The 25403-nt window shown below is 70.0% G+C and carries 20 protein-coding genes; 13 read left to right on the forward strand and 7 right to left on the reverse strand.

Features of this window, described 5'->3' with window-relative positions; all coding sequences use genetic code 11:
- The first annotated feature begins 134 nt into the window (after positions 1-134).
- Both RM1_RS17715 and RM1_RS17720 read left to right on the forward strand, forming a co-directional pair.
- Positions 135-1649 (forward strand): glycoside hydrolase family 183 protein, encoded by a 1515-nt coding sequence (locus RM1_RS17715; RefSeq protein ID WP_072753046.1) that lies wholly within the window; start codon positions 135-137, stop codon positions 1647-1649.
- 18 nt (positions 1650-1667) lie between these two features.
- Positions 1668-2387 (forward strand): hypothetical protein, encoded by a 720-nt coding sequence (locus RM1_RS17720; RefSeq protein WP_083576806.1) that lies wholly within the window; start codon positions 1668-1670, stop codon positions 2385-2387.
- 3 nt (positions 2388-2390) lie between these two features.
- Here the strand turns inward: RM1_RS17720 and RM1_RS17725 are convergent, their stop codons facing one another.
- Positions 2391-3839 carry a CCA tRNA nucleotidyltransferase gene (locus RM1_RS17725; RefSeq protein WP_072753047.1) on the reverse strand — a complete coding sequence of 483 codons (1449 nt, stop codon included), beginning with the start codon at positions 3837-3839 and terminating at the stop codon, positions 2391-2393.
- A gap of 33 nt (positions 3840-3872) precedes the next feature.
- Here RM1_RS17725 and RM1_RS17730 point away from each other — a divergent pair, with 33 nt between their 5' ends.
- From RM1_RS17730 to RM1_RS17750, 5 genes are all read left to right on the forward strand, one after another.
- Positions 3873-4490 carry an NUDIX hydrolase gene (locus tag RM1_RS17730; RefSeq protein ID WP_425528725.1) on the forward strand — a complete coding sequence of 206 codons (618 nt, stop codon included), beginning with the start codon at positions 3873-3875 and terminating at the stop codon, positions 4488-4490.
- Positions 4487-6877 carry a glycoprotein gene (locus RM1_RS17735; protein ID WP_072753048.1) on the forward strand — a complete coding sequence of 797 codons (2391 nt, stop codon included), beginning with the start codon at positions 4487-4489 and terminating at the stop codon, positions 6875-6877. Before RM1_RS17730 ends, RM1_RS17735 begins: the two co-directional genes overlap by 4 nt.
- A 272-nt stretch (positions 6878-7149) precedes the next feature.
- Complete coding sequence (locus tag RM1_RS17740) at positions 7150-11073, forward strand: murein biosynthesis integral membrane protein MurJ (RefSeq protein ID WP_083576807.1); 3924 nt, start codon at positions 7150-7152, stop codon at positions 11071-11073.
- Positions 11074-11128: 55 nt separating this feature from the next.
- The gene (gene sigM, locus RM1_RS17745; RefSeq protein WP_072753049.1) at positions 11129-11713 is read left to right on the forward strand and encodes an RNA polymerase sigma factor SigM; all 585 of its coding nucleotides are present in this window, start codon (positions 11129-11131) and stop codon (positions 11711-11713) included.
- A 54-nt stretch (positions 11714-11767) separates the two neighbouring features.
- The gene (locus RM1_RS17750) at positions 11768-12517 is read left to right on the forward strand and encodes an RsmA family anti-sigma factor (RefSeq protein WP_072753050.1); all 750 of its coding nucleotides are present in this window, start codon (positions 11768-11770) and stop codon (positions 12515-12517) included.
- Positions 12518-12529: 12 nt separating this feature from the next.
- On the opposite strand, the gene RM1_RS17755 is transcribed toward RM1_RS17750, so the two are convergent.
- A complete protein-coding gene (locus RM1_RS17755; protein ID WP_072753051.1) occupies positions 12530-13096 on the reverse strand; it encodes a TetR/AcrR family transcriptional regulator in 567 nt (188 codons plus the stop codon).
- Positions 13097-13190: 94 nt separating this feature from the next.
- Between RM1_RS17755 and nox the strand changes: the two genes are divergently transcribed.
- Positions 13191-14396: a 4,4'-dithiodibutanoate disulfide reductase gene (nox, locus tag RM1_RS17760; RefSeq protein ID WP_072753052.1), complete on the forward strand. Its 1206-nt coding sequence runs from the start codon at positions 13191-13193 to the stop codon at positions 14394-14396.
- Positions 14397-14404: 8 nt separating this feature from the next.
- On the opposite strand, the gene RM1_RS17765 is transcribed toward nox, so the two are convergent.
- On the reverse strand, positions 14405-14695 hold the full coding sequence (locus tag RM1_RS17765) for a hypothetical protein (protein WP_072753053.1): 291 nt from the start codon (positions 14693-14695) through the stop codon (positions 14405-14407).
- 280 nt (positions 14696-14975) lie between these two features.
- Between RM1_RS17765 and RM1_RS17770 the strand changes: the two genes are divergently transcribed.
- The 4 genes from RM1_RS17770 to RM1_RS17785 all read left to right on the forward strand — a co-directional run bounded on the left by RM1_RS17770 (position 14976) and on the right by RM1_RS17785 (position 18311).
- The gene (locus RM1_RS17770; RefSeq protein WP_027502180.1) at positions 14976-15596 is read left to right on the forward strand and encodes a TetR/AcrR family transcriptional regulator; all 621 of its coding nucleotides are present in this window, start codon (positions 14976-14978) and stop codon (positions 15594-15596) included.
- Between the two features lie 44 nt (positions 15597-15640).
- Positions 15641-16630: a thioredoxin-disulfide reductase gene (gene trxB, locus RM1_RS17775; protein WP_027502179.1), complete on the forward strand. Its 990-nt coding sequence runs from the start codon at positions 15641-15643 to the stop codon at positions 16628-16630.
- Between the two features lie 39 nt (positions 16631-16669).
- The gene (trxA, locus tag RM1_RS17780) at positions 16670-16993 is read left to right on the forward strand and encodes a thioredoxin (RefSeq protein ID WP_072753054.1); all 324 of its coding nucleotides are present in this window, start codon (positions 16670-16672) and stop codon (positions 16991-16993) included.
- A gap of 118 nt (positions 16994-17111) precedes the next feature.
- Positions 17112-18311, forward strand: coding sequence for an N-acetylmuramoyl-L-alanine amidase (locus RM1_RS17785; RefSeq protein ID WP_027502177.1), 1200 nt, complete (start codon positions 17112-17114; stop codon positions 18309-18311).
- Between the two features lie 33 nt (positions 18312-18344).
- Here RM1_RS17785 and RM1_RS17790 read toward each other — a convergent pair whose 3' ends face one another.
- The 4 genes from RM1_RS17790 to rsmG all read right to left on the reverse strand — a co-directional run bounded on the left by RM1_RS17790 (position 18345) and on the right by rsmG (position 22124).
- Positions 18345-19022, reverse strand: a complete 678-nt coding sequence (locus RM1_RS17790; protein ID WP_072753055.1) for a hypothetical protein — start codon at positions 19020-19022, stop codon at positions 18345-18347.
- Between the two features lie 234 nt (positions 19023-19256).
- Positions 19257-20387: a ParB/RepB/Spo0J family partition protein gene (locus RM1_RS17795; RefSeq protein WP_072753056.1), complete on the reverse strand. Its 1131-nt coding sequence runs from the start codon at positions 20385-20387 to the stop codon at positions 19257-19259.
- Positions 20384-21385: a ParA family protein gene (locus tag RM1_RS17800; RefSeq protein WP_072753057.1), complete on the reverse strand. Its 1002-nt coding sequence runs from the start codon at positions 21383-21385 to the stop codon at positions 20384-20386. Before RM1_RS17800 ends, RM1_RS17795 begins: the two co-directional genes overlap by 4 nt.
- A gap of 67 nt (positions 21386-21452) precedes the next feature.
- The gene (rsmG, locus tag RM1_RS17805; protein ID WP_072753058.1) at positions 21453-22124 is read right to left on the reverse strand and encodes a 16S rRNA (guanine(527)-N(7))-methyltransferase RsmG; all 672 of its coding nucleotides are present in this window, start codon (positions 22122-22124) and stop codon (positions 21453-21455) included.
- Between the two features lie 2871 nt (positions 22125-24995).
- Between rsmG and RM1_RS17810 the strand changes: the two genes are divergently transcribed.
- On the forward strand, positions 24996-25403 hold a 408-nt coding region (locus tag RM1_RS17810; RefSeq protein WP_072753059.1), incomplete at its 3' end, for a hypothetical protein.

Here is a 25403-nt window from a genome sequence, read left to right on the forward strand (position 1 = left end):
GACGCCCAATAATACATTGAGTGGTCACTTAATCAATCTTTCCAGGAGTCGTTGCGCACTGCTAAGTTCATATCGACGATCGTGGCGGCCGTCCCGGGGGGCGGTGGGCGATCGGGAATGCCAAAGGGGGCTTCATGATCCATCGTCTGAGCGCACCACTTCTCGCGCTCCTCCTCGCAGCATCCGGTTCGGTGCTCAGCGCGACGCCCGCGACGGCCGCGCCCGCGCCAACCAACGCCTGCGGGGAAACCGGCTTCGACCCCTCCGCGAAGGCCGAGTCCTCGGACCTTCCCGGCATCGACATCAAGGTGCCCTGGCCCCAACTGGTCCCGGTCCCCGTTCCCGACCCGCCGCAGGATCAGACCCGCATCCCGCAGGCCCCGCTGCCCGCGGATCCGTGCGCCGATCCCTGCCCGGACCTCACCGACACCCCGCCCGAGCAACCCGAGTCCGGTTCCGCGGGCTCGTCCGGATCCGCGTCGTCCGAGTCCGGTTCGTCGTCCTCGGGTTCGGGGGCGTGGGGATCCTCGATACCGCGATTCTCCATCGCCCCCGACCCCGAGCCGATCCCCATCCCGATCCCCGGTCCCGGCGTGCCGCTGCCCCCGCCGCCGGTCCCGCAGTCGCCGCCCGTCGAGCCTGGACCGGTCGACACCGCCGCCGCGGCGCCGAAGGTCGGCGAGGTGACCCTGGTGGCCCAGCTCACCGGCCCCGGTTCCATCAACCGCACCGACAAGCGGTGGCAGGTCAACGGAACCGACCTCGGCATCATGTGGGAGAGCAAGCCAGGCGAGGTGGCCATCGCGTTCGGCGACACCTTCGGCCGGGGCTGGGCACCGCCAGGCGCAAACGGTCAGGACTGGCGCTCGAATGTGCTGGGGCACAGCACCGACCGCGACCTCTCCGACGGTCTGACCCTCGACTCCATGGTGCAGGACAGCCGGTGCCACGCCGCCGAACTGCTCGGCAGCCGCAAGGTCAAGAACTGGGAGACCACGACGATCCCCACCTCCGGCTTCGCGATCGGCGACCGGCAGTACATGAGCTACATGTCGGTCCGACGTTGGAGCATGGTCCCCGGCATGTGGTACACCAACCACGGCGGCATCGCCTACTCGGACGACAACGGCCAGACCTGGACCAAGGATCCGTATGCCAAGTGGGAGAACATCTTCGGGATGAACCAGTTCCAGGTCGCGAGCATGGTCCCTGCCGGCGACCACGTCTACATGTTCGGCACCCCGAACGGACGGCTCGGCACCATCGCGCTCGCGCGGGTGGCAAGGGACCAGGTGCTCAACAAGTCGGCCTACCAGTACTGGGTCGACGGGACCTGGACCCCGGTCGGCGAGCACTCGCCGACCCCGGTCCTCAACGGTGTGGCCGCGGAGCTGTCGGTGCGCTACGACGAGTCCCGCGGCCTGTGGCAGATGAGCTACCTGGACGCACCGGCCGGGACCATCGTGCTGCGCCAGGCGAACAGCCCGCAGGGCACGTGGTCCGCCGGCATCCCGATGGTCCGCAGCGCCGACTACCCGAAGCTGTACGGCGGCTTCCTGCATCCGTGGTCCACCGCCGACGAGGTGTACTTCACCATCTCCGAGTGGGACAGCTACAACGTCTATCTCATGCGCGCGACGCTGCGCTGAGGCCTATCGTTGCCAATCATGGGCACCGGATGGTCGTTGTCGTCGATCACCACCTCCTGGGTGGACCCGGTGGCGACGCTCGGCGCGGGCACGATGACGGCGCTGGTCCCCGACAGCGTGATGACCGCGCTCAGCCTCGGTATCGCGCGGCGGTACGTCGGGCGGGAGGTCACCGTCACCCTGCAGGGCGTGCCGGTCACGGCCCGGCTCGGTTCGTTTCGCGTGCGACGTCAGGGGGCCCATTTCGAGTCGCGGGCACGGCTCACGGGCATCGACTGGGGCGGGCACACCCTCGAGGAGGTGACGGCCGTCGCCAACGGGGTTCGGCTGGTGCCCGGCGCGCCGACCCGGGTCCGGACCGCCCGGATCGATCTCGAGGGCCGCATCGCGCTGTCGGCGCTGTTGGCGCAGGTCAACAGCCGGGGCCTCGACTGGACGCTGCGCGCCGAGGAATCCGGCCTGATCCGCGCCGAGCACCGGCACCGCCGACTGACCGCCGTCGTCGATGCCTCGGTTGCCGACGACGTGCTGCGCATCGAGGTGATCCGGGCCCGCTGGCGGGGGCTCCCTGTGCCCGGACGCTACCTGCCCGCGCCGGTCATCCCATTGCCGCCGCTGCCCAACGACGCCAGGAACGTCCGCGCAACCCGCGACGGCCACGTCGTCCGCTTCACCCTCGAGATCCCCACGCTGAGCAGCTCGTTCGATCTGACGCAGCTGCTCCGGCTGATCGGGTAGCGGCTACTTCTGCTGTGCCCACCACGCGAGCAGCTCGGCCTCGGCCTCTTCCGGGCTGAGCGGGCCGCGGTCAAGCCGCAGTTCCTTCAGGAAGGTCCATGCCTTGCCGACCTCGGGCCCGGCGGGGATGCCGAGCAGCTTCATGATCGCGTTGCCGTCGAGGTCGGGCCGGACCCGGCCGAGGTCCTCCTGCTCGGCGATCCGCGCGATCCGCTGCTCGAGGTCGTCGTAGGTGGCCTGCAGCTTCGCCGCCCGGCGCTTGTTCCTGGTGGTGCAGTCCGCGCGGACGAGCTTGTGCAGGCGCGGCAACAGTTCACCGGCGTCGGTGACGTAGCGACGGACCGCGGAATCGGTCCACTGCCCCTCGCCGTAGCCGTGGAAGCGCAGGTGCAGGAACACCAGCTGGCCGACATCGTCGATCATCTGCTTGGAGTACTTGAGCGCTCGCATCCGCTTGCGCACCATCTTCGCCCCGACCACCTCGTGGTGGTGGAAGCTGACCCCGCCCGCGGGCTCGTTGCGCTTGGTGTCCGGCTTGCCGATGTCGTGCAGCAGCGCGGCCCAGCGCAGCACCAGGTCCGGGTCGCCCTCCTCGAGGTCGATCGCCTGCTGCAGCACGGTCAGCGAATGCTGGTAGACGTCCTTGTGCTGGTGGTGCTCGTCGATCTCCAGCTTCATCTTCGGGATCTCGGGGATTACCCGGGCCGCCAGTCCCGTCTCGCACATCACGTTGATGCCGTCGATCGGGTACTCGCCCAGGATCAGCTTGTCGAGCTCGGCGCGCACCCGCTCGGCCGTGATCCGGTCGATCTGTCCGGCCATCTCGACGATCGCCTGATGCACCCGGGGGGCGAGGGCGAAGCCGAGCTGGGAGACGAACCGGGCGGCCCGCAGCATGCGGAGCGGGTCGTCGTTGAACGAGATCTCCGGCGCGGCTGGGGTGTCGAGCACCCCGCCGAGCAGTGCGTCCATGCCACCGAGCGGATCGGTGAACTCCTGCGAGCCGTCCGCGCCGATGCGGACCGCCATCGCGTTGACGGTGAAGTCGCGGCGGACCAGGTCCTCCTCGAGGCTGGTGCCGTACACGACCTCCGGATTCCTGGTGACCCCGTCGTAGGCGTCGGTGCGGAAGGTGGTGATCTCGATCTGCTGGTCGCCCTTGGCGGCACTGATCGTCCCGAAGGCGATGCCGGTGTCCCACTGGTTGTCGGCCCAGCCCTTGAGGATCGCCTGCACCTGCTCCGGCCGCGCGTCGGTGGTGAAGTCCAGGTCGGTGCCCAGCCGGCCGAGCACCGCGTCCCGCACGCTGCCACCCACCAGGTACAGCTCGTGCCCGGCGGCGGCGAACCGCGCGCCGAGCGGGGTCAGCACATCCGCGAGACCCCGCAGGGTCGCGTCGGCAGCCGTGAGCAGTCGGGCGCGTCGATCGGCGTCGGGAGTAGGGGAAACCACGAGTACGCAGCTTACCGACGCGCAGGGGACGGGTTGCCGCTCGGCCGGTGTGGGATTCGGGGCAGGTCCCGCTGGGCAACTAGTATTGATTGGGTGTCTGCTGCCGAACGTGCGAATCGCAGTCGCCGCAACCCGCGGCGACGAAGCGGGCACGGCGACCGCGCGAACACGCGCATGCGTACGGTCCGCGAAACGTCGGCAGGCGGACTCGTCGTCGACGGCCTCGACGGCCCCCGCGACAAGCAGTGCGCCGCGCTGATCGGTCGGACCGACCGGCGGGGACGGCTGCTCTGGTCGCTGCCCAAGGGCCACATCGAGCAGGGCGAGACCGCCGAGCAGACGGCGATGCGTGAGGTGGCCGAGGAGACCGGCATCCAGGGCACGGTGCTCGCCGAACTCGGCAGCATCGACTACTGGTTCGTCACCGAGGGCAGGCGTGTCCACAAGACCGTGCACCACTACCTGCTCCGGTTCCAGGGCGGCGAGCTCTCCGACGCCGACGTCGAGGTGACCGAGGTGGCGTGGGTTCCGTTGGCCGAGTTGGAGTCCCGGCTTGCCTATGCAGACGAGCGCCGACTCGCCGGAGTCGCGGGAGAGCTGATCGACCAGATGGCGTCCGCCCCCAGTGAAGCGACCCGAGAGAACGGATGAGGGCCACCCTGCGTCGCTTAGCTGTGACGACCCTGTCCGCCTTGGCGTTGGCCGCCGCCCCGATGGGTGCCGCGGTGGCCGGAGCGGATCCCGCGGCACCCGACACCGTCGGCGCGGTGGCCGCGGCCATGAACCCGACCTCCTCGGGTCTGCGGGCGAACACCGACGAGCGTGAGTTCGTGAGCCTGACGATCGACAAGGTGACCCCGACCGCCGTCACCACCTCGAGCGAACCGTTCGTCACGGTCACCGGGTCCGTCCGCAACGTCGGCGACCGGGTCGTCCACGACGTGAAGGTCCGGCTCCAGAGTGGACCGGCCATCTCCGAGTCCGAGCAGCTCAGGTCCATGCTCACCGCCGACCAGGACGCCTACGACACGGTCGGGGAGTTCACCACCGTCACCGAGAAGCTGCAGGTGGGGCAGTCCAGCCGGTTCACCCTGGCGATGCCGCTGCGGTCGGCCTCCTCGGTGTCGCTCGGCATCACGGCGCCAGGGGTGTACCCGCTGCTGGTCAACGTCAACGGCACACCCGAGTACGGCGGCCAGGCCCGGCTCGACGACGCCCGGTTCCTGCTGCCGGTGCTCGGGCTCCCGCGCGACCCCAGCATCCGCGGCGCCGATCGCCCCGAAGGGGCGGCGGTTCCGCCGAGCATCACGGACCCGCTCGCCGTCACCCTGATGTGGCCGTTCGCCGACAAGCCCCGGCTCGCGTCCGGCATCCCGGGGTCCTCGGACGAGAAGGTGCGACTCGTCGACGACGAGCTGGCGGACTCGGTGGCGGACGGGGGCCGGCTCGAGCAGCTGCTCGCCGCCGTCGAGTTCGCCACCGGCGACAGCCTCGACCGCGACCACAAGCTGCGCGACAGCATGTGCCTGGCCGTCGACCCGGATCTGCTGATCACCGTGAGCAACATGACCAGGGGATACCTGGTGGTCGACGATCCCTCGGATCCGACAGGCCCGGCACACGAGGGGACCGGACAGACCGCGGCCACCGAGTGGCTCGAGCGGATGCGGTCGCTGACCTCCCGCATGTGCACGACCGCCGTTCCGTTCGCGCAGGTCGATCTCGCGGCGTTGCAGAGGGTCGACGACCCGACCCTGGTGGAGCGGGCCCTCTCGGCCCCGGCGGGGATCGTCGACGGCGTGTTGGGGATAACCTCGCGCCGCGGCCTGACCTGGCCGGACGCGGGCGTGCTCAACCCCGAGGCGGCGGGCCTTCGGGGGCTCGGCCCGACCGCGCTGCTGGCCGACAACGCGGTGGCCGAGGAGACCACGCGGTCGACCGTGCCGTTGGCGGGGACGACCGTCGATCGACCGCTGTCCGCTGCGCTGTTCGACGTGCCCGCGGCCACCGCGCTCGCCGCCGTCGGCGCCACCCCCCAGACCCCCACTTACACCCCGTCGGACGTTCGATACGACCTGTCCGAGGACTCGCGGACCGCGCGACTCCAGGACGCACTCGGCGCGATCGCATGGCCCGCACTCACGCCGCCCCAGAACGCCGCCGCGAACCAGGACCACGGCCTGCTCGTGGTACCACCGCAGGACTGGTCGGTGGACGGTGACGAGGCCCGTGCCGTGCTCGGGGCGGTGTCGACGCTGATGCGGTCGGGGCTGGCCGGCCCGCGCCCGCTCGCCGACCTGCTCGATCGACCCACCGCCCAGCCTCCTGTCGATCTCGACTATCCGGCGCAGGCCGCGAAGGACGGCGCCCCCGAGCGGGTACAGACCGGCGCCGCCACGGTCGCCCCCGAGATCAATGCGCTCACCGAGACGCTGGTGAACGATCCGCAGTCGGCGCTGACCCCGCGCGCCTACACCGCGCCGCTGAGCGAGGACCTGCTGCGGGCGCTGAGCACCTCCGGCAGGCGCGACCGGGACAGGGGCGCCGCGACGGCCGCCGCCGAGACCCGGGTCAGCGACGTCGAGGAGGCGCTGACCGAGATCTACGCGTCGGTGACCGTGCTCCCGCCCGGCGGCGCCTACACCCTCGCCTCGGAGCAGAGCCCGCTGCTGCTCGTCGCGCGCAACGACCTGCCGGTCGGGATCAACGTGCGGCTCCAGATCTCGGCACCGCCCGAGATGACGATCACCGACATCGGCGATCAGCAGCTGCCCCCGCGGGGCAGCCGGACGCTGCAGGTGCCCGCGACCGTCGAGAACGCAGGCAAGCTGGTGGTCGATGTCGCGCTGACCACCACGAACGGCCGCGAACTCGGCGAGCCCACCTCGGTGTCGATCCGGACGAACACGTACGGCAAGGCGCTCGCGATCATCACCGCCTGCGCGGGCGCACTACTCTTGCTACTTGCGGGACGGCGCCTGTGGCACCGGTTCCGGGGTCAGCCAGACCCAGCGGATGAAGGGTACGAAGCTCGATGACGGGGAGCACGCGTCGCCCACCGGGCACGGGAGCGGACCCAAGCGGGCGACCCCAGAATCCGGGCGCGGAGCCCCCACAGCAACCCCGGCACCCGGGCGCGGAGCCCGCGCAGCGACCCCAGTACCCGGGCGCGGAGCCCGCGCAGGGACCCCAGCCTCCGGGACCTCACAATCCCGAACCGGCTCCGCCCGCCCCGTGGGAACGGGCCAACCCGACGCCGCACCGACCCGCCGACCCGCGGCCGGTTCCGCCGTCGGACCAGGCGGGGCGCATGCCGCCGCGGCCCGGCCAGCCGTGGTCGCAGCCGCCGTTACCGCCGGAGCAGCCGCGCCCGTTCCGCCCCGCCCAGCCCCAGACCTACCGACCTCAGCCCGCGCCGCCGCGCGCCGCCCCGCAGCGCTACCTGCCGCCGCCCCCGCACCAGCGCGCGGGACAGCCCCCGCAGCCCGCGCCGAGCCCGGCGGTCAACAGGCCCGCGGCTCCCGCGCCCGATCCCGAGCCGACTCCCGAACAGGAGACGCAGGAGACGCAGGAGACGCAGAGCTCGAACTCCCGCCTCCTCGCGTCCACCGGCTCCATCGCGGTGGCCACCCTGGTCAGCCGGATCACCGGCTTCCTCAAGCAGGTGCTGCTGCTGACCGTGCTCGGTGCCGCAACCGCCAGCTCGTTCACCGTGGCCAGCCAGCTGCCGACCATGATCTCGGAACTGGTCCTCGGCGCGGTGCTGACCGCGATCGTGGTGCCGGTGCTGGTGCGGGCCGAGAAGGAAGACGACGACGGCGGCGCGGCATTCGTGCGCAGGCTGTTCACCATCACCTGCCTGATCCTCGGCGTCGCCGCGGTGGTCGCGGTCGCCGCGGCCCCGCTGCTGACCCGGATCTTCCTCCCGGAGGACGGCAAGGTCGACGCCGAACTGTCCACCTCGTTCGCCTACCTGTTGCTGCCCGCGATCCTCTTCTACGGCCTGTCGGCCCTGCTGACCGCGCTGCTCAACACGAGGGGTGTGTTCAAGCCCGGCGCGTGGGCGCCGGTGCTCAACAACCTCGTGGTGCTGGGCGTGCTCGCGGTCTTCTGGCTGGTCACCCGCGGTTCCGACGAGATGACGACAGGGCGGGTGCTGCTGCTCGGCCTCGGCGTGACGCTCGGCGTCGTGACCCAGGCCGCCACCCTCCTGCCCGCGATCCGGCGCGAGGGCATCAGTCTCAAGCCGCTGTGGGGCATCGATGCCCGGCTGAAGATGTTCGCCGGGATGGGCGTCGCCATCGTCCTGTACGTCCTGATCAGTCAGATCGGCTTCAGCATCGGCACCCGCATCGCCGCCGCGGCGGACGCGGCGGGCCCTGTGATCTACCAGCAGGCCTGGCTGCTGCTGCAGCTGCCGTACGGCATCCTCGGCGTGACGGTGCTCACCGCGATCATGCCGCGGCTCAGTCGCAACGCGGCAGCGGAGGACACCCCGGCGGTCGTCGACGACCTGTCCGTCTCGACCCGGTTGACGATGGTGTCGCTGGTGCCGGTGGTGGTGTTCCTCACGTTCGCGGGCCCGCAGGTCGGCCACGCCCTGTTCGGCTACGGCAACTTCGGTTCCGCCGACGCCGAGCGGCTCGGACATGCCGTCAGCTGGTCCGCGTTCACCCTGATCCCGTACGCCCTCGTGCTCATCCACCTGCGGGTCTTCTACGCCCGCGAGCAGGCCTGGACACCGACCTGGATCATCCTCGGCATCACCGGGGTGAAGGTCGGGCTCTCGATGCTGGCGCCGATGGTGGCCTCCAGTGACGAGCAGGTCGTCAGCCTGCTCGGTGTCGCGAACGGTCTCGGTTTCACCGTCGGCGCGCTGATCGGCGGGTACCTGCTCCGGCGGAGCCTCGGTAACCTGCGGATGGCGAACGTCGGCAAGACCGCATTCCTTGTCGTCGTCGCCTCGGTCGCGGGCGGGATCACGATGCTGACGGCCGAGGAGTTGCTGCGTCTCGATCGTCTCGGCGACCGGTTCGGCGGGCCAGGTGCCTTCGTCCAGGTCGGTATCGGCGCGGTCATCATGCTCGGGCTGACATTCGGGCTGCTGCGCATCGCCCGGGTGCCCGAGGTGGTGGCGGGCACGGTGGCCGTGGGGCGCGTGGTGAACAGACTTCTCGGTCGGTCTACGCAGGAATCGCGCGTTGACACGCCGACGGTCGTGTCACTCTATGAGGCGGAGACTGAGTTGATCCCCGCCATCGATGGTGCTCAGATACCCCTCAGCGGTGGGATACCACTCCCGTACGCTGATGCTCGGCGGTCTGGGGACCAGTTCTCAACAGGAGAGATTTCGGCACTTATGCGCGAAGGAGTGAGGGTGAGCGACGAGAACGTTGCCGACGGCCAGTCCGGCGTGTCCGCTGTTAAGGCGTCCGTGCCCGAATCGGCCCCGCGAAAGATCGAGGCAACGGACGACGGGCCCACCACGGTGACCCCGGACGGCGATGGGGCCAAGGCTCCTGCCAAGGCCGACAAGCCGGTGACGCGCCCCGAGCGCGACCTGACCGTCGACACCGGTGTCATCCCGATCGGTTCGCCGACGTTGCCCCCGCTGCGGGTGGGCGACTCCACCTCGACAGCGAAGCCGACGCGCGGCCCGAAGCTGATCCCCGGTGCCTCGGTGGCGGGCGGGCGCTACCGCCTCCTCGCCCCGCACGGTGGTGCCCGCGGACTCAAGTTCTGGCAGGCCCACGACATCAAGCTCGATCGCGAGGTCGCGCTGACCTTCGTCGACGCCGACCAGCGCGCGAGCTCGACAACGCCCGAGTCGGAGGGACCGCAGGCGGTCCTGTCGCGCACCCTGCGGCTCGGTCGGATCAACTCGCCCGGCCTGGCCCGGGTCCTCGACGTGGTTCGCGGCAGCTCGGGCGGCATCGTCGTCGCCGAGTGGACGCCGGGACGGTCGCTGCGCGAGATGGCCGAGACCGAACCGTCTCCGATCGGCGCGGCCAGGGCGATCCGCGCGCTCGCCTCGGCTGCGGAGGCCGCCCACCGCGGCGGCGGATCGCTGTCGATCGACCATCCGGACCGGATCCGGATCTCCGTTGGTGGCGACGCTGTACTGGCCTTCCCCGCCACCCTTGCCGACGCCGATTCCAGCTCGGACGTGCGCGGACTCGGCGCCATGCTGTACGCGTTGATCACGGCGCGGTGGCCGCTCGGCGAGCCGGCACCGGCGCCCGAGTCCGGTGCCCCCGCTCCTGCCCCGCAGGCGGGCGCCGACCCGCGCACGCCGCACGCGGCCGGCACGGTCGGCGGGATGCGGCTGGCTGACCGCGGCGACGACGGAGTGCCGGTCGAGCCGCGGCGCCTGCGGCCCGAGGTCCCGTTCGAGATCTCCGCTGTCGCCGTCAGGGCGCTCGAGCAGGGCGGCGGGATCCGCACGGCCGCGACCGTCCAGCACGTGCTGGACCAGGCGTCCGTGGTGGACCAGAAGACCGATCTCATGCCCGCACTGCGACTCGGCCAGCGCCCCGCGGGGGCGACCAGCCGCGCCATCCTCGATCCCGAGGAGGCCGAGGCGAAGCGGGCCAAGGACAACAAGATGATCATCGCGCTGTCCGCGCTCGGTGTCCTCACCGTCGTCGTGTTGGCGCTGGTCGGCTGGTGGCTGGCCAATTTCCTGGCGGGTGGCGGCTCCAGCGAACCGCTGACGGACCAGAACTTCGGCCTCACGACCGCCCCGTCCGAGGCCTCCGTGTCGGCGCCCGCCGAGCCAGGGCCCGCCGCCGCGGGGGCGGCGGTGCTTCCCACGGGCGCCGCCGTGTACTCGCCGCAGGGCTCTCCGGACAACCCGGCCACCGCGCGGCAGGCGATCGACGGCAACCCGGCCACCGCGTGGACCACGGACGGCTACTTCGACCAGTTCCCGACGTTCAAGAACGGGGTCGGCCTGATGGTCGACCTGGCCGAGCCGAGCACGCTGCGCGAGGTCTCGATCAACTCGCCGAGCGCGGGCACCGCCGTCGAGATCCGCACCGCCGCAACGGCGAACCCCACACTGGACCAGACCCAGGTGATCGGTTCGGCGGTCCTCGGAAAGGGCGTCACCAAGATTCCGGTGACCGGCGAGGGCAAGACGGGCAAGGTCCTGGTGTGGATCACCAAGCTGGCCAGCGAGGGCGGAAAGAACCAGTCCTCGCTCGCGGAGATCGGCTTCACGAAGGCACCCTGAACGCCGGTTCAGCCCTCGGAGTGACTCCAGACCTTACGGTCGGTTAGCATTTCTCGTGCGAATCTATAGGGGGGTCGCCGGGGCTGGCATGTCTGATGCCGAGCTCCTGGCAGCGCACGCGTCGGGGGACGCACGCGCGTTTGCGGAGTTGTTGAGCAGACATCAGGACCATTTATGGCAGACGGCGAAACGGACCAGCTACACGCCGGAGGACGCGGCTGACGCGCTCCAGGAGGCGCTGCTGTCCGCCCACCGGACGGCGGCGTCGTTCCGGGCGGATGCCGCCGTGCGCAGCTGGCTGCACCGGATCGTGGTGAATGCGTGTCTCGATCGGATCCGCCGCAACCGGGCGCGACCGACCGTGCCGCTCGAGGACGACCACCAGGAACCGGTGCGGCCCCGCGACCCGATGGACGACTGCGAGACGTCGATGGCCATCGACGCCGCCCTGTTCACCCTGTCGCCCGAGCAGCGGGCCGCCGTCGTGGCGGTCGACCTGGAGGGGTACTCGGTCACGGAAGCGGCGGCGCTACTCGGGATTCCGGAGGGCACCGTCAAGAGCCGCTGTGCGCGGGCACGGCTGAAGCTGGCCCAGCAGTTGAAATATTTGCAGAATGAGCGGAACCAAATCCATCCTTGAGGGGTCTAATCATAATGACGTGCCCGTAAGTCGAGGACTCAGCAGGGAGGTGACATGGTCGGTCAGGGTGATGACGCGCTCCTGCAGCCCCCATTCGACCCCGAACTGATCGCCGACCTGCACGCAGGGCTGTTCGACCCCCCGTTCGAGGCGCGCCTCGGCGCCGCGGTGGAGAGCGACCCGCAGGCACGACAGGTCCTCGCCGCGCTCGACTCGGTCAGCACCCGGCTCGCCGGGCTCCGCGCGGACGACACCCCCGCACCCCCGGCGCCCCCGGAGGTTCTCGACCGAATTCACGCGGCGTTGGCAGCCGAGGGCGCACCGACCCCGGTCGACACGGTCCCCGTTGCGGCCCTCGCCGACCACCCCCGACGCAGGCGAGCGTGGATCCCCGCCGCCGCGGCCGCCGCGATCGTGCTGCTGGCCGGGGGTATCGCCCTCGGGACCGAAGTGTTCGGAGACGAACCCGAAACACCAGCACCGACCGTGGCCCAGCCGCTGATGCCCGGCGTCGACGACCCGGACCTGGGCGCGGATCTGACCCCCGGCGCCGCCCTCACCATGATGGGACGGTCCTCACTCGGCCCGTTGTCAGCCCCGGACGCGCTCGCCGGTTGCCTGCGCGCCAACGGGGTCGATCCGGCCACCCCGCTGCTCGGGTCCGGCCCGGTGCGGATCCGGGGTATCCGCGGCGTCCTGATGTTGTTCGCTGGTCCGCGACCACCCCAGATCACCGCACTGGTGGTCGGTACGGGCTGCACCGACTCGCGCCCGGAAACCCTGGCGCGCAGCGACATCGGCTGAGAGACGGACCGATCACCCCCGCTGGCCCCGCGCGACCGGCAGCAGGATCTCCAACACCCGCTCCCGCATCTCGGGGGTGTCCTCCTCGACCGCGATCAGCGACAGGAACAGCGCTGCCCCTGCCCCGAGGACCAGGAGGGCGCGCGCATCCAGCTGATCGTCAAGACCGGAGGACTCCGCGTACAGCGCGCTGCTGGGGCCGCTGAAGCCCCGCCACAGCGTGTTGCGCAGATCCTCCTGATCGCGCAGCGTGGCGAGCAGGCCCGGCACCGCCTCCCGCACCTCGGGCCTGCGGAACAACTCCGAACTCCCGGTGACCACCCACCTGATCCAGCCCTCCCGATCGGCGCCGGCGAAGGGCGTCAGGTCCGGGGTCACACCGAGCACCGCGTCGAGCACGAGTTGCGCCTTCGAGTCCCAGCGACGGTCGATCGCCGCCCGGCTCACCCCGGCCCGTGCGGCGATCGCCCGCATGCTGAGCTGGTCGAATCCGACGTCGACCAGCAGCTCGCGGGCGGCCGCGAGCACCTCCGCATCGATCTGTGGGTCCCGCGGCCGACCCGATCCGGTTTTAGTCATTGCCCCGAATTCTCTTCCATCTCCGGCCTCGGGGCTATACCGTGTCCTATTACGAGGCCGGTGGCATCGTAATTCCGCGACCCAAGGATTCGACATGACCTCCCCGAACGAGACGTCCGGCGCGACGCGCGTCTTCGAGCCCGCCCGGCTCGGTCCGCTCACGCTGCGCAACCGGATCATCAAGGCCGCCACCTTCGAGGGCGTGATGCCGCGTGGGGCGGTCTCCGACGAGCTCATCGAGTTCCACCGAGCGGTGGCCGCCGGGGGAGCGGCGCTCACCACGGTGGCGTACTGCGCGGTGTCCGAGGGCGGCCGAGTCCACCGCAACACGCTGGTCCTCGACCAGTCGAGCGTGCCGGGTCTGACCCGGCTCACCGACGCCGTGCACGCCGAGGGCGCGTTGGCCGCCGCACAGATCGGCCACGCCGGCCTGGTCGCCAACACGCTGTCGAACAAGACCCCCACCCTCGCTCCGTCCACCCGGATCAGTGCTCCCGCAATGGGTCTGGTGCGGGGCGCGACGCCGGACCAGCTGGCGGCGGTGACCGCGGACTTCGAGCGCTCGGCGAGGGTCGCGGTCGAGGCAGGGTTCGACGCCATCGAGGTACACCTCGGTCACAACTATCTGCTGAGCTCCTTCATGAGCCCCAACCTGAACAAGCGCAAGGACGGCTACGGGGGCAGCGTCGCGAACCGCGCCAGGTTCCCGCGCGAGGTGCTCGAACGCGTCCGGGCGGCCGCGGGGGACAAGGTCGCGGTGACCGCGAAGTTCAACATGTCCGACGGGGTACCGAAGGGGCTGTGGCTCGACCAGAGCATGCAGATCGCGAAGCTGCTCGAGTCCGACGGGCACCTCGACGCGTTGCAGCTGACCGGCGGCAGCTCCCTACTCAACGGCATGTACTTCTTTCGCGGCGAGGTTCCGATGGCGGAATTCGTTGCGTCGCAACCGAAGCTGGTCGGGCTCGGGCTCAGGGTGTACGGGCCGCACCTGTTCCCGACCTACCCGTTCGAGGAGGCCTTCTTCCTCCCGTTCGCCCGGCAGTTCCGCGAGATCCTGTCGATGCCGTTGATCTTGCTCGGGGGCATCAACCGGATGGACACCATCGTCGGCGCCCTCGACGAGGGCTTCGAATTCGTCGCGATGGCACGGGCGTTGCTACGAGAACCCGATCTGGTCAACAGGTTTCGCGACGAGAGTGCCACCGAGGGCCACTGCATCCACTGCAACAAATGCATGCCGACCATCTACACGGGAACCCGCTGCGTCGTGCGCGAGGCGCAGCAGCTGATCGGTTGAGCGGGCCGTCAGGCCTCGACGATCTTGCAACCGTTGGAGTTGGCCGACTCGACGATCCACCTCGCACTCGTCGGATCGCTGGCGGCCATGGAGTTCGCCCGGTCGGCCTGCAGGTTGCAGTAGGCCTGATCGCTTGGGTTGCTCGGGGGGTTGCTGACGTAGCGAGTGGCGGTCCCTTGCGACCGCTCGCTCGTGGTGGGGGCGGGCGTCGCCGTGGCCTGGTCCGTGCCGGACACGGCCGCCTCCGCCCCGGCGCCGCCGGCGACGGTGAGAACGATCGCGGCGATGGAGACGAGCACTGCGCGAGCTGCGGTGTGGAAAGGAATGACGGACCTCCGGTGACCCTACGAGCGGGCTTCACGATCAGGATGCCCCCGACCAGGGCCTCCTGTACAGAGGTCACAGGGTGGAAATCGGCGCGACGCCCGCGGGCGGGCGCGGGCACGGAGGCGACGGCGCGAGGCCGGGTCGCCGGTCGACGCATGCCTCCTGGACGGCACGATTACGATGTCCGGCGTAGATCGTGACCGGCTGATGTACGGCCCGCAGCAGCGGACGCACAGGGCGAAGGGAGACCCGTTGCCCCGGATCACCGCGCCCACCGTCGCCGAACACCGCGAGGCCCAGGAGCGTGCGCTGCTCGACGCCGCCAGGGCCGTGCTCGCCGAGGGAGCCACCGAGATCCCCGGGTTTGCCGAGGTCGCGGCCAGGGCCGGGCTGGCCCGCTCGAGCATGTACCAGTACTTCCGGTCCCGACAGCACCTGCTCACCGCCCTGATCGAGGACGCCTTCCCGCGCTGGTCGGAGCGGGTGGAGGCGGCGATGGCCGAGGCGGGTCCCCCGGACCGACGGGTGCTCGCCTACGTGCGCGCGAACCTCGACCTGGTCGCAGACGGCGAGCACGCCATCGCCGCCGCCATCGCCTCGATCGCGCCCCGCGAGGTGATCGCGGAGTCCAGCGCCGCGATGCACCGGCAGCTGATCGCCCCGCTCGCCGCCGCCCTCGCCGAACTCGGTGCGCAGGACCCGGCCGCCACAGCGGACCTGATCAACGCTGTGGTGCACGCCGCGACCCGTCAGCTGGAGAAGGGCGCCGACGTGGCGGCCGTCCATCAGCGCACGGAGGAACTGATCGCGCCGTACGTCGAGCGTGCCGCCGCCCGCGGCGTACCCACGAACAGCGGGAACAACACCCCTTAGGCTGTTGTTGACGCACATAACGTCCACTACCTCGGAAGGCCCGCATGACTACTCCGACCTCGGTCCGCGACCTCATCATCGTCGGCTCCGGACCCGCCGGATACACGGCAGGCGTCTACGCCGCTCGAGCGGAGCTCGAACCCCTTCTCTTCGAGGGCACCCAGTTCGGCGGCGCCCTGATGACCACCACCGAGGTGGAGAACTTCCCTGGCTTCCGCGAGGGCATCATGGGCCCGGACCTGATGGACGAGATGCGTGAGCAGGCCAAGCGCTTCGGCGCGGACATCCGCACCGAGGACGTCGACGAGATCGACCTCTCCGGCCCGGTCAAGAAGGTCGTCGCGAACGGCGAGACCTACTACGCGCACGCCGTCGTCCTCGCGATGGGCGCTGCGGCCCGCTACCTCGGCATCGAGGGGGAGGAGCGGCTGCTCGGCCGCGGCGTCAGCGCCTGCGCGACCTGCGACGGCTTCTTCTTCAAGGACCAGGACATCGCGGTCGTCGGCGGCGGCGACTCCGCGATGGAGGAGGCCACCTTCCTGACCCGGTTCGCCCGCTCGGTCACCCTGGTGCACCGCCGCGAGGAGTTCCGCGCCTCCCGCATCATGCTCGAGCGCGCCAAGGCCAACGAGAAGATCCGCTTCGTCACCAACGCCGAACCGGTCGAGGTCATCGGCGAGAACAGCGTCACCGGCCTCGTCGTCCGCGACACCGTCACCGGAGAGCAGTCGACGCTGCCCGTGACCGGCCTGTTCGTCGCGATCGGCCACGACCCGCGCAGCGAGCTCGTCAAGGGTCAGGTCGACATCGACGACGAGGGCTACGTCCGCGTGCAGTCGCCGACCACGGCGACCTCCCTCGAGGGTGTCTTCGCCGCAGGCGACCTGGTCGACCACACCTACCGCCAGGCCATCACCGCGGCGGGCACCGGTGCCTCCGCCGCGATCGACGCCGAGCGCTGGCTCGCCGAACGCGGCGACATCACCGCGAACACCCTCGAGGCGGCCGGCGAACCGGTCGCCGTCGAGGCCTGATCGCCCGCGTACCCCGACCAGCCACCCGAGGAGACAGACATGTCCAACACGATCACCATCACCGACGACTCCTTCAAGCAGGATGTCCTCGATTCCGAGAAGCCGGTCCTCGTCGACTTCTGGGCGACCTGGTGCGGTCCCTGCAAGATGGTCGCCCCCGTCCTCGAGGAGATCGCGGGTGAGCACGGCGACAAGCTCACCGTCGCCAAGCTCGACATCGACGCGAACCCGGCCGCCGCGCGCGACTTCCAGGTCATGTCGATCCCCACGATGATCCTGTTCCAGGGCGGCAAGCCGGTGAAGCAGATCGTCGGAGCCAAGGGCAAGGCCGCCCTGCTCAAGGACCTGTCCGACGTCCTGTAGGTCACATCGCAGCCCCCGAGATTGACTGTTTCTCGGGGGCTTCTGCGACAATCGATCGACACGTGCGACGCGCGGCGCCTCGGTGCGCCGTCAGGAACTGACGAAAGGGCCGGGAAGTATGCATCGACTCCGTCACGGCGATCACGGTCCCGCCGTCGCTGAGGTTCGAGGCACCCTTTCCACGCTCGGCTTCCTGCACAACGGGGTATCCACCACCTCGCGTGAGGCGATCAACGGTTCGCAGTGGATCGCGCCCGACGCGGTGTTCGACCACCACCTCGACAGCGCCGTGCGCGCGTTCCAGCAGCAGCGCGGCCTCCTCGTCGACGGGGTGGTCGGCACCGCGACCTACCGGTCGCTCAAGGAGGCCTCCTACCGGCTCGGCGCCCGCACGCTGATCTACCAGCTGTCGGCGCCGCTGTACGGCGACGACGTGGCGGCGCTGCAGACCAAGCTGCAGGACCTCGGCTTCTACCCCGGCCGCGTCGACGGCTACTTCGGCCCGCAGACCCACGAGGGTCTGTCGTCGTTCCAGCGTGAGATCGGCATCGCCTCCGACGGCATCTGCGGCCCGCAGACGCTGCGGTCGCTCGATCTGCTCGGGACCCGGGTCACCGGCGGCTCGCCCCACGCCATCACCGAGGAGGAGCTGGTCCGCCGCTCCGGTCCTCAGCTCAGCGGCAAGCGCATCGTGATCGACCCCGACCTCGGCGGCGGCGAGACCGGCATCGTGCTCGACACGGCCTTCGGTCCGATCACCGAGTCCGACATCCTCTGGGACCTGGCCAGCCGGCTCGAGGGCCGGATGGCGGCGACCGGCATGGAGACGTTCCTGTCCCGCCCGCACGACCAGAACCCGTCGCCGGCACAGCGCGCCGAGACGTCCAACACGTTCGAGGCGGACCTGATGATCTCGCTGCGGTGCTCGGCGAGCACCAGCCCGCACGCAAATGGTGTCGCCAGCTTCCACTTCGGGAACTCGCACGGCGCCACCTCGCGGATCGGGCAGGTTCTCTCCAGCTTCATCCAGCGCGAGATCGTGGCCCGCACCTCGCTGCAGGACTGCCGGACCCACGGCCGCACCTGGGATCTGTTGCGGCTGACCAACATGCCGACCGTGCAGGTCGACATCGGTTATCTCACAAACGAATCCGATGTCAGCGTGCTCGCCAATCCGCGCAACCGGGACATCATCGCCGAGTCCATCCTGATCGCGGTGAAGCGCCTCTACCTGCTCGGACAGGACGATCAGCCCACCGGCACCTTCACCTTCGCCGAGCTGCTCGCCGAGGAGCTCTCGAAGGCCGACCAGGCCTAGCAAGCCCGCCGTCGCCGCTCGCGGGCGACGCGCTCAGAGCACGCCGACGGTCGACTTCTGTTCGATGTTGGTCACGGTCAGCGACGCGACCGCCAGCAGCCGTTCCAGTGCCGATTCCACGTCGGCCTTCCACCCGTGATCCCGGTCCAGCTCCAGCCGCATCCTGGGGTACCGATGATGCGCGGCAACCACTTCGAATCCCATGTCGGCGAGGAACTCGGCATCGATCATGCAATCGACCGGGGTGCACTCCTGGCCGCGCCGTGCGGCCACCGGATCGTCCTCCACACCGCGGATCCCGAAGGCCTCGAGTGCGCGCACGCCACGGCGAACCAGATCGCCCACCACGGCCTGTATGAGACTCGGGCCCACCCCATCCAGCTCCGCGGCCGGTTCGAGCCTCATCGTCGTCAGCAGGACCGCGTCCGGGCTGACGGGGGAGGTGGGGAAGAGCTTGGCGCGCGGCACCACGCCGGGCGGTGAGTAGAGCGCGCAGCCGGCGGGGGTGCCGTCGACCGTGGCGACCTGGCCGCAGGATCCCCACTCCAGCATGACCATCGACAGCCAGGCTTCCTTCTCGAACTCGGGATCGGAGAAGTCGCGGGAGCTGCGGACGGCGGCCGGGTCCATCTCCCAGAAGACGCACCGCCGGGAATGACGGGGGAGTTGATCGAAACCGTCGAGGGTGAGCGGGCTGATGCGCATCGACACCCTGACTCCGCCTCCAAAACACCTACTGCGGAGGCCCGGGGCCCCCGCGTGACACATTCTCTGCCATCAAGGATAGGCGATCCACGTCCGGCTGGCGTCGTTCACGGAACGAGACCCGAAATGTACTTGTATGCAAGGGATCTCGATGGAATCGGGTACAGACACCCGCGGTCCCGCGACCGTACTGTCACAGTGACGTATCGTCCGCGGGTGTCTGTACCCGGAAAATCCGACCTATCCGGGCGACTGGGACTCCATCATCTCGACGATCCGCTGGAGATCCTCCACCGAGCCGAATTCGACGACGATCTTGCCCTTCCGCTTGCCCAGACTCACCGTCACGCGGGTGTCGAACGAGGAGGAGAGCCGTTCCGCGACGTCCTGGAGACCGGGCATCTGGATCGGCTTGCGCTTGGCGGCGGGGGCAGGCACCGGCTCGCCCTCGCGGTTCGCGAGCGTGACGGCCTCCTCGGTGGCGCGCACCGAAAGGCCCTCCGCCACGATCCGGGCGGCCAACTGTTCCTGTGCCTCCGGCCCCGCCTCGAGCGACAGCAACGCCCTGGCGTGGCCGGCCGAGAGCACCCCGGCGGCGACGCGGCGCTGCACGGGGATCGGCAGCTTCAGGAGCCGGATCATGTTCGTCACCACCGGTCGCGAGCGACCGATCCGGGAGGCGAGCTCGTCGTGCGTGACGTTGAACTCCTCGAGGAGCTGCTGATACGCCGCGGCCTCCTCGAGCGGGTTCAACTGCACCCGATGGATGTTCTCCAGGAGCGCGTCGCGAAGCATCGACCCGTCGTTCGTCTCCCGCACGATCGCGGGGATCCGCTCGAGCCCGGCCTCCTGGCTGGCCCGCCACCGGCGTTCACCCATGACGAGCTGGTAGCGGTCGGCGGCAACCCGGCGGACCACGATGGGCTGCATCAGGCCGAACTCGCGAATCGAGTGGACGAGTTCGCCGAGGGCCTCCTCGTCGAAGACGTGGCGCGGCTGCTTGGGGTTCGGCTCGATCTGGGCCGCGGCGATCTCGCGGTACACGGCACCGACGGGGGAGAGGTCGGGTCCGTCCGCCACCTCCGCGCCGTCGACCGCAGGCGTGGCCGCACCATCGGTGGACGGTGTCGCCGCGGTGGCCGACTCCGGCTTCTCCTGCTTCGCCGGGGCCTCCTCCTTCACCGGGGCCTGGGGCGCCTCCGGGGCCTCGGGCGCCTCGACGACCGGAGCCGGCTTCACCGCGATCGGCGCGGTCGCGTTGCCGATGATGACGTCGGCGGCGGCACTTCCGAGGCGAGGCCCCGCCTCCGGACCGGTGGGAATGAGCGCGGCGAGGCCCCGCCCGAGTCCGCCCTTGCTTCTCTGGCTCACTGCTGCTCCTGCGAGTTGATCGTTTCGGTCCGGGCTGCGAGTTCCCGCCCGGCATCGAGATAGCTCATTGCGCCCCGCGAACCCGGGTCGTAGTCGAGGACGGTCATCCCGAATCCGGGCGCCTCCGACACCTTCACGCTGCGCGGGATGACCGCGCGCAGGACCGCATCGCCGAAGTGCCTGCGAACCTCCTCCGCGACCTGATCCGCCAGCTTGGTGCGACCGTCGTACATGGTCAGCAGCACGGTCGACACGTGCAGATCGGGATTCAGATGCGACTGCACCAACTCGATGTTGCGGAGCAGCTGACCGACGCCCTCGAGGGCGTAGTACTCGCACTGGATGGGAATGAGGACCTCGTTCGCCGCCACCAGGGCATTGACGGTCAGCAGCCCGAGCGAGGGCGGGCAATCGATCAGGATGAAATCGGCGTCGATCGAGGCGAGCGCCTTCTCGGAGAGCGCGTTCTTCAGCCGTCCCTCGCGCGCGACCATGGAGACCAGTTCGATCTCGGCGCCCGCGAGGTCGATCGTCGCGGGGATGCAGAACAGGCCCTCGTGATGCGGGCTCTGCTGGATGGCCTCGGCCGCGGTGACCTCACCGATCAGTAGCTCGTAGCTCGACGGGGTGCCCGAGTGGTGCGGTACGCCCAACGCGGTGCTGGCGTTGCCCTGGGGGTCGAGGTCCACGACGAGAACCCGGAGCCCCTGCACGGCCAGCGCGGACGCCAGGTTCACAGCCGAGGTGGTCTTGCCGACCCCACCCTTCTGATTCGCGATGGTGAGCATCCGACGGGTCTTCGGCCGGGGGAGGGTGACCGTGTGCGGGTGCAGGACCTGGCTGGCCCGTTGTGCCGCTGCACCGATCGGGGTGTCCACGGAGGAGATGCCGGCGTACGCGGCGGGGGCCGAGTACGGGTTCTCTTTGTTGTCGGTGGTGGAACTCGAGGCGTCGTGATCTGTTTCACGTGAAACAGTTGATTCGGGTCCACCCGACATAGATTGCTCCTTCACTGGACTTGCCTGCTAGATCGTCGCATTCGCACACGAGCGCACGGTGACTTTGTCATCGGCGATGAGATCGCCGGGAGACTCGCTCCGCCCGAACAACAATGGTCGGAGTGGGAAGAAGGTCGACACCGCACTCGACGATCTCTAGCTTGCCAGCACCCATACGGGTTAGGGAAGCGCGATCCCGGGAAATCTCCTCGGCCGCACTGGAACCCTTCATGGCGAGCATCCGACCACCCTCGTGGATCAACGGCATCGACCACCGCGCAAGCTTCTCCAGGGGTGCGACCGCACGCGAGGTGACGACATCGGCGCCCCCGACCTCCTTGATCACGCCGGGCTGTTCCGCGCGCCCGCGCACGACGAGGATGTCCAGGCCGACCGATTCGGCGAACTCGGCGAGGTAGACCGATCGTCGCAGGAGCGGCTCGACGAGGGTGACCCGGAGATCGGGGCGCGCAATCGCGAGGGGAATGCCGGGGAGCCCGGCGCCGCTGCCGACGTCCACCACCGACTCGCCCTCCGCGATCAGCTCTCCGATCACCGCACAGTTGAGCAGGTGCCGTTCCCACAGCCGGGGGACCTCCCGCGGACCGATCAGGCCGCGTTCGACCCCATCGGTGGCGAGGGATAGATGGTACTTCTCGGCGAGTTCGAGTCGGTCTCCGAAGAGTGTGCGAGCGGCGTCAGGCAGGTCCTCGGACTCGATGTGTTCCACGTGAAACATCCTCCCGTGACGCCCGCAATTCCCCAAACCCTGACGATGTGATTCTGCACCGCATCGGGCCGTAGAGGCGGGTTACGCGCCGCCGGACGGAGAGAGGCGACGATGGTGACGCATCGGGCGTCGATTCGGGGTGGGGACACGGACTCCGGGGGGCACCTCGGGTCCGGCTTCACCCACGGACACACGGCAACTCGGGTGGGGGACGCGGGGCAGCGGCCGGTGATCTACGCCGCCCACGAGACCGGGGGAGGGGAGGGGCACCCCGACCTCGATCGCGTTCGTGCCCGTCGGGGGTGGGTCTCGCCCCGCGCGGGATCGGTACCGATGTGGCGTCGAGGACGGGGAGGCGTGCCACTTCCCTCTGGAAGCGGCGGCACCGAACGCCCCCTGCCGGGACTCGCGACCCGCAGAGCGGAGCGAGACCGGTTCGCGGCGAGTAGCAGCGGCCCGCACCGCACCCAGCGGTCGAGCACGAGCCGATGCGGTCGGGGAAATCACGGTGCGGCGGACGGATGGCCGAACTCCGCCCGGTGAACCCGTGTGCGCCCGGCACCCGGTCCGGGAACGATGCGCCCCGGCGGTGGTCCCGGCGTAGACCACGTCCGGATTCACGTGAAACGCCCGAACCACCCATTCGAACTGGAGCGAATGACGCTGGGTGCCCGGTGCCCTCGGCGGATTCACGTGAAACATCGTGTACCCGACCGCAGCAACACCCCACACGGCCGGCACGGAAGCCCGCGACCTTTTGGGCACGCCAGAATCACCTCACGCATCGGGCACCCGACCACAGCAACACCCGACACGGTCAGCAGGGAGCCCGCGACTCGGGCACGCAGATTCACGTGAAACACCCGCCGCCCGAGTAGCAGCGGGCACCGGACACAGTCTGTCCGGTAGTCCACCGCTCCGAGCGCGGAGGACTCACGCTACGAACCCGGCCGTCCACAACCCAGCCAACGCCCGTTACGGAACCACTGGGGTGCGCCGGCCACGGTCGGATTCACGTGAAACACCCGCCGCCCGAGTAGCAGCGGGCACCGGACACAGTCTGTCCGGTGATCCGCCGCTCCGAGCGCGGAGGACTCACGCTACGAACCCGGCCGTCCACAACCCAGCCAACGCCCGTTACGGAACCACTGGGGTGCGCCGGCCACGGTCGGATTCACGTGAAACATCCCATCGACCGCATCGGTCGGCGCGCTCTCGGACGGCACCGCATGGGGTGGGCACGCGTCCCCACTGCTTCCGGATCCGCATTCGCACATCGCCCGAGCCGCGGCGAGCGCCACACACCGGCGGATCGTGGCCGCCCGACCTCACCGGGTTCGATCGATGGTCGACGAGGCTGCGCGACCGCCTCGTCTCCGCGCTGGATCTGGGTGGTGTCATGCGCCCGCCACGGCCCGATCCGACGTCCGCCGTTTGCGTTCCGCCCGAATCGAGACTGTGGGATTCACGTGAAACATCCGCCGCGCGCCGGCCGTGGGGTCGCCGGACTCCCAGCGCGGGCGCTCGCGGAGTCCACTCGGCCCGATCGTCCACCGACGGCGCCCCAGTGACGACGCACGGCGGGGAACCTGTCTCGGGCGTCGCTCCCGAGGCGTCACGACTGCCGGCGGGATCCGCCTTCCACACCCACCTCCGCCAGTCTCGAGTTCTGAACCTCGACCTCGATGTTTCACGTGAATCCGATCCGCGTTCCCGAGAGCACCCGGGGACCACAACTCAGTCGATACGGGCGCCGCGCCGGAGCGCGGGCGAGCTCCACCCGCCCCGCACCCGCGCCCCCGGTGGAACAACGGGCGGTCGACCACGCCCGATGCCCGCGTTCTCGCCGAGACCGCAGAGGATGCATCACCACCTCCGATCCCACACGCCTCGGTTCGCGCGGACCGCCCCTCGCGATCGGTCGCAAACCGAATCACGGGAACGGTGCCGACGAGGATTCCCGTGACACCTGATCCGGCGTGACGGCCGATCCCGGACGAGTCCCGACGAACGACGGGGTCGATTCACCGACACGGCGGCAGGCGGTCGAGCTCGGCCGATCGGCATCGGGCCGGTACACCTCGTCCCGCGATGCGGTTCCCGGCGCGGGGGAGGGGAGGGGTCTTAGGGGGACCGACTCGGCGTCGTCGGAACCGCCGGTCCCGGAGCCGATGCTCGGCCGGTGCTGACCCGGCGGCGGCCGGGCGGCGGAGACCGGCACCGCCTCCCGGTGGGGGAGGGGAGGGGTCCGCCGCGACCCGAGGCCTGGCACCGCGGTCCGAAACCCGACGGGCGCCACTCGCGTTTCACGTGAAACGAACGGCGATACCGGCCACGGAAGCGGCGTCCTCGGCACCCGGAACGAACCGAGATCGGCGGGTCCCGTCGCCGCGCACCCGATCCGCGGCACGCCCTGGACCACGGGGAACGCGATTCACCAACAGATTGATCCACCGAGTGTGGATAACTCGCGACACGTCGCGCACCCGGGTCGGCAAGACCGCATACCCGGACGATCCCGTCGCACCGTAAGGCGGACCGGGCACGCGGTGCGGGACACCGCCAACGCGCTACCGGACGGCCACTCACCAAGAACCGGATTCGGCATCGAACCGGACAGAGGATGACCCGGCGGGGAGGAGCGAAGGCGGCGCGCCGGAAGGATGATTCGTCAGTGTGACGAAAGGGCCGCGGTGGCGGGGAGGTGGGAATGCGCCCAGCAAATCGACCACACGAGCCGACGGCCACCCCTCCGGGCACCTCGGCGACGGGGCAACCGGGCCCGAACCCCGGGAGCGGCGTCAGGCAAAGCTTGACAAGCAAACCTCACACTGTCAGGATATGCCTGACACAAGAAACTACTGAGGAGGGGGGGACGCGATGAGCGACCTCATCGACAGGGCGGTCACGGCAGACATTGGGAGCGCCTCCGAGGCGGTGGTCACGGCGGGCGTCCTGGAGGCCGGTCGCCAGGCCGACCTCATCGTCGGAACCGGTCCCATTCCGGGATCCGAGGAGTGGCTGGCGGAGGAGGGGACCGACATCCCCGCCGAGAGGCAGCTCGCGTGGCAACTCGCCTGCCTGCGCATCCAGCTGGCCGCCGGGATCGATTCCGTCGAGACGGTGATGAGCCTGCGGCGCTGCGGGGCGACGTGGGCCACCATCGGGCGCGCAACGGGCATGACGCGCCAATCGGCACACGAGCGGTGGGGGAGACAGGTGGCGGCGATTCTCGACCCCTACGGCGCCGGCATGCCGCCCGCCGTACCGGACGATGATCCGGTGGCG

Source organism: Rhodococcus maanshanensis NBRC 100610 (assembly GCF_001894865.1).
In the GTDB taxonomy this organism is placed as follows: Bacteria; Actinomycetota; Actinomycetes; order Mycobacteriales; family Mycobacteriaceae; genus Rhodococcus_G; species Rhodococcus_G maanshanensis.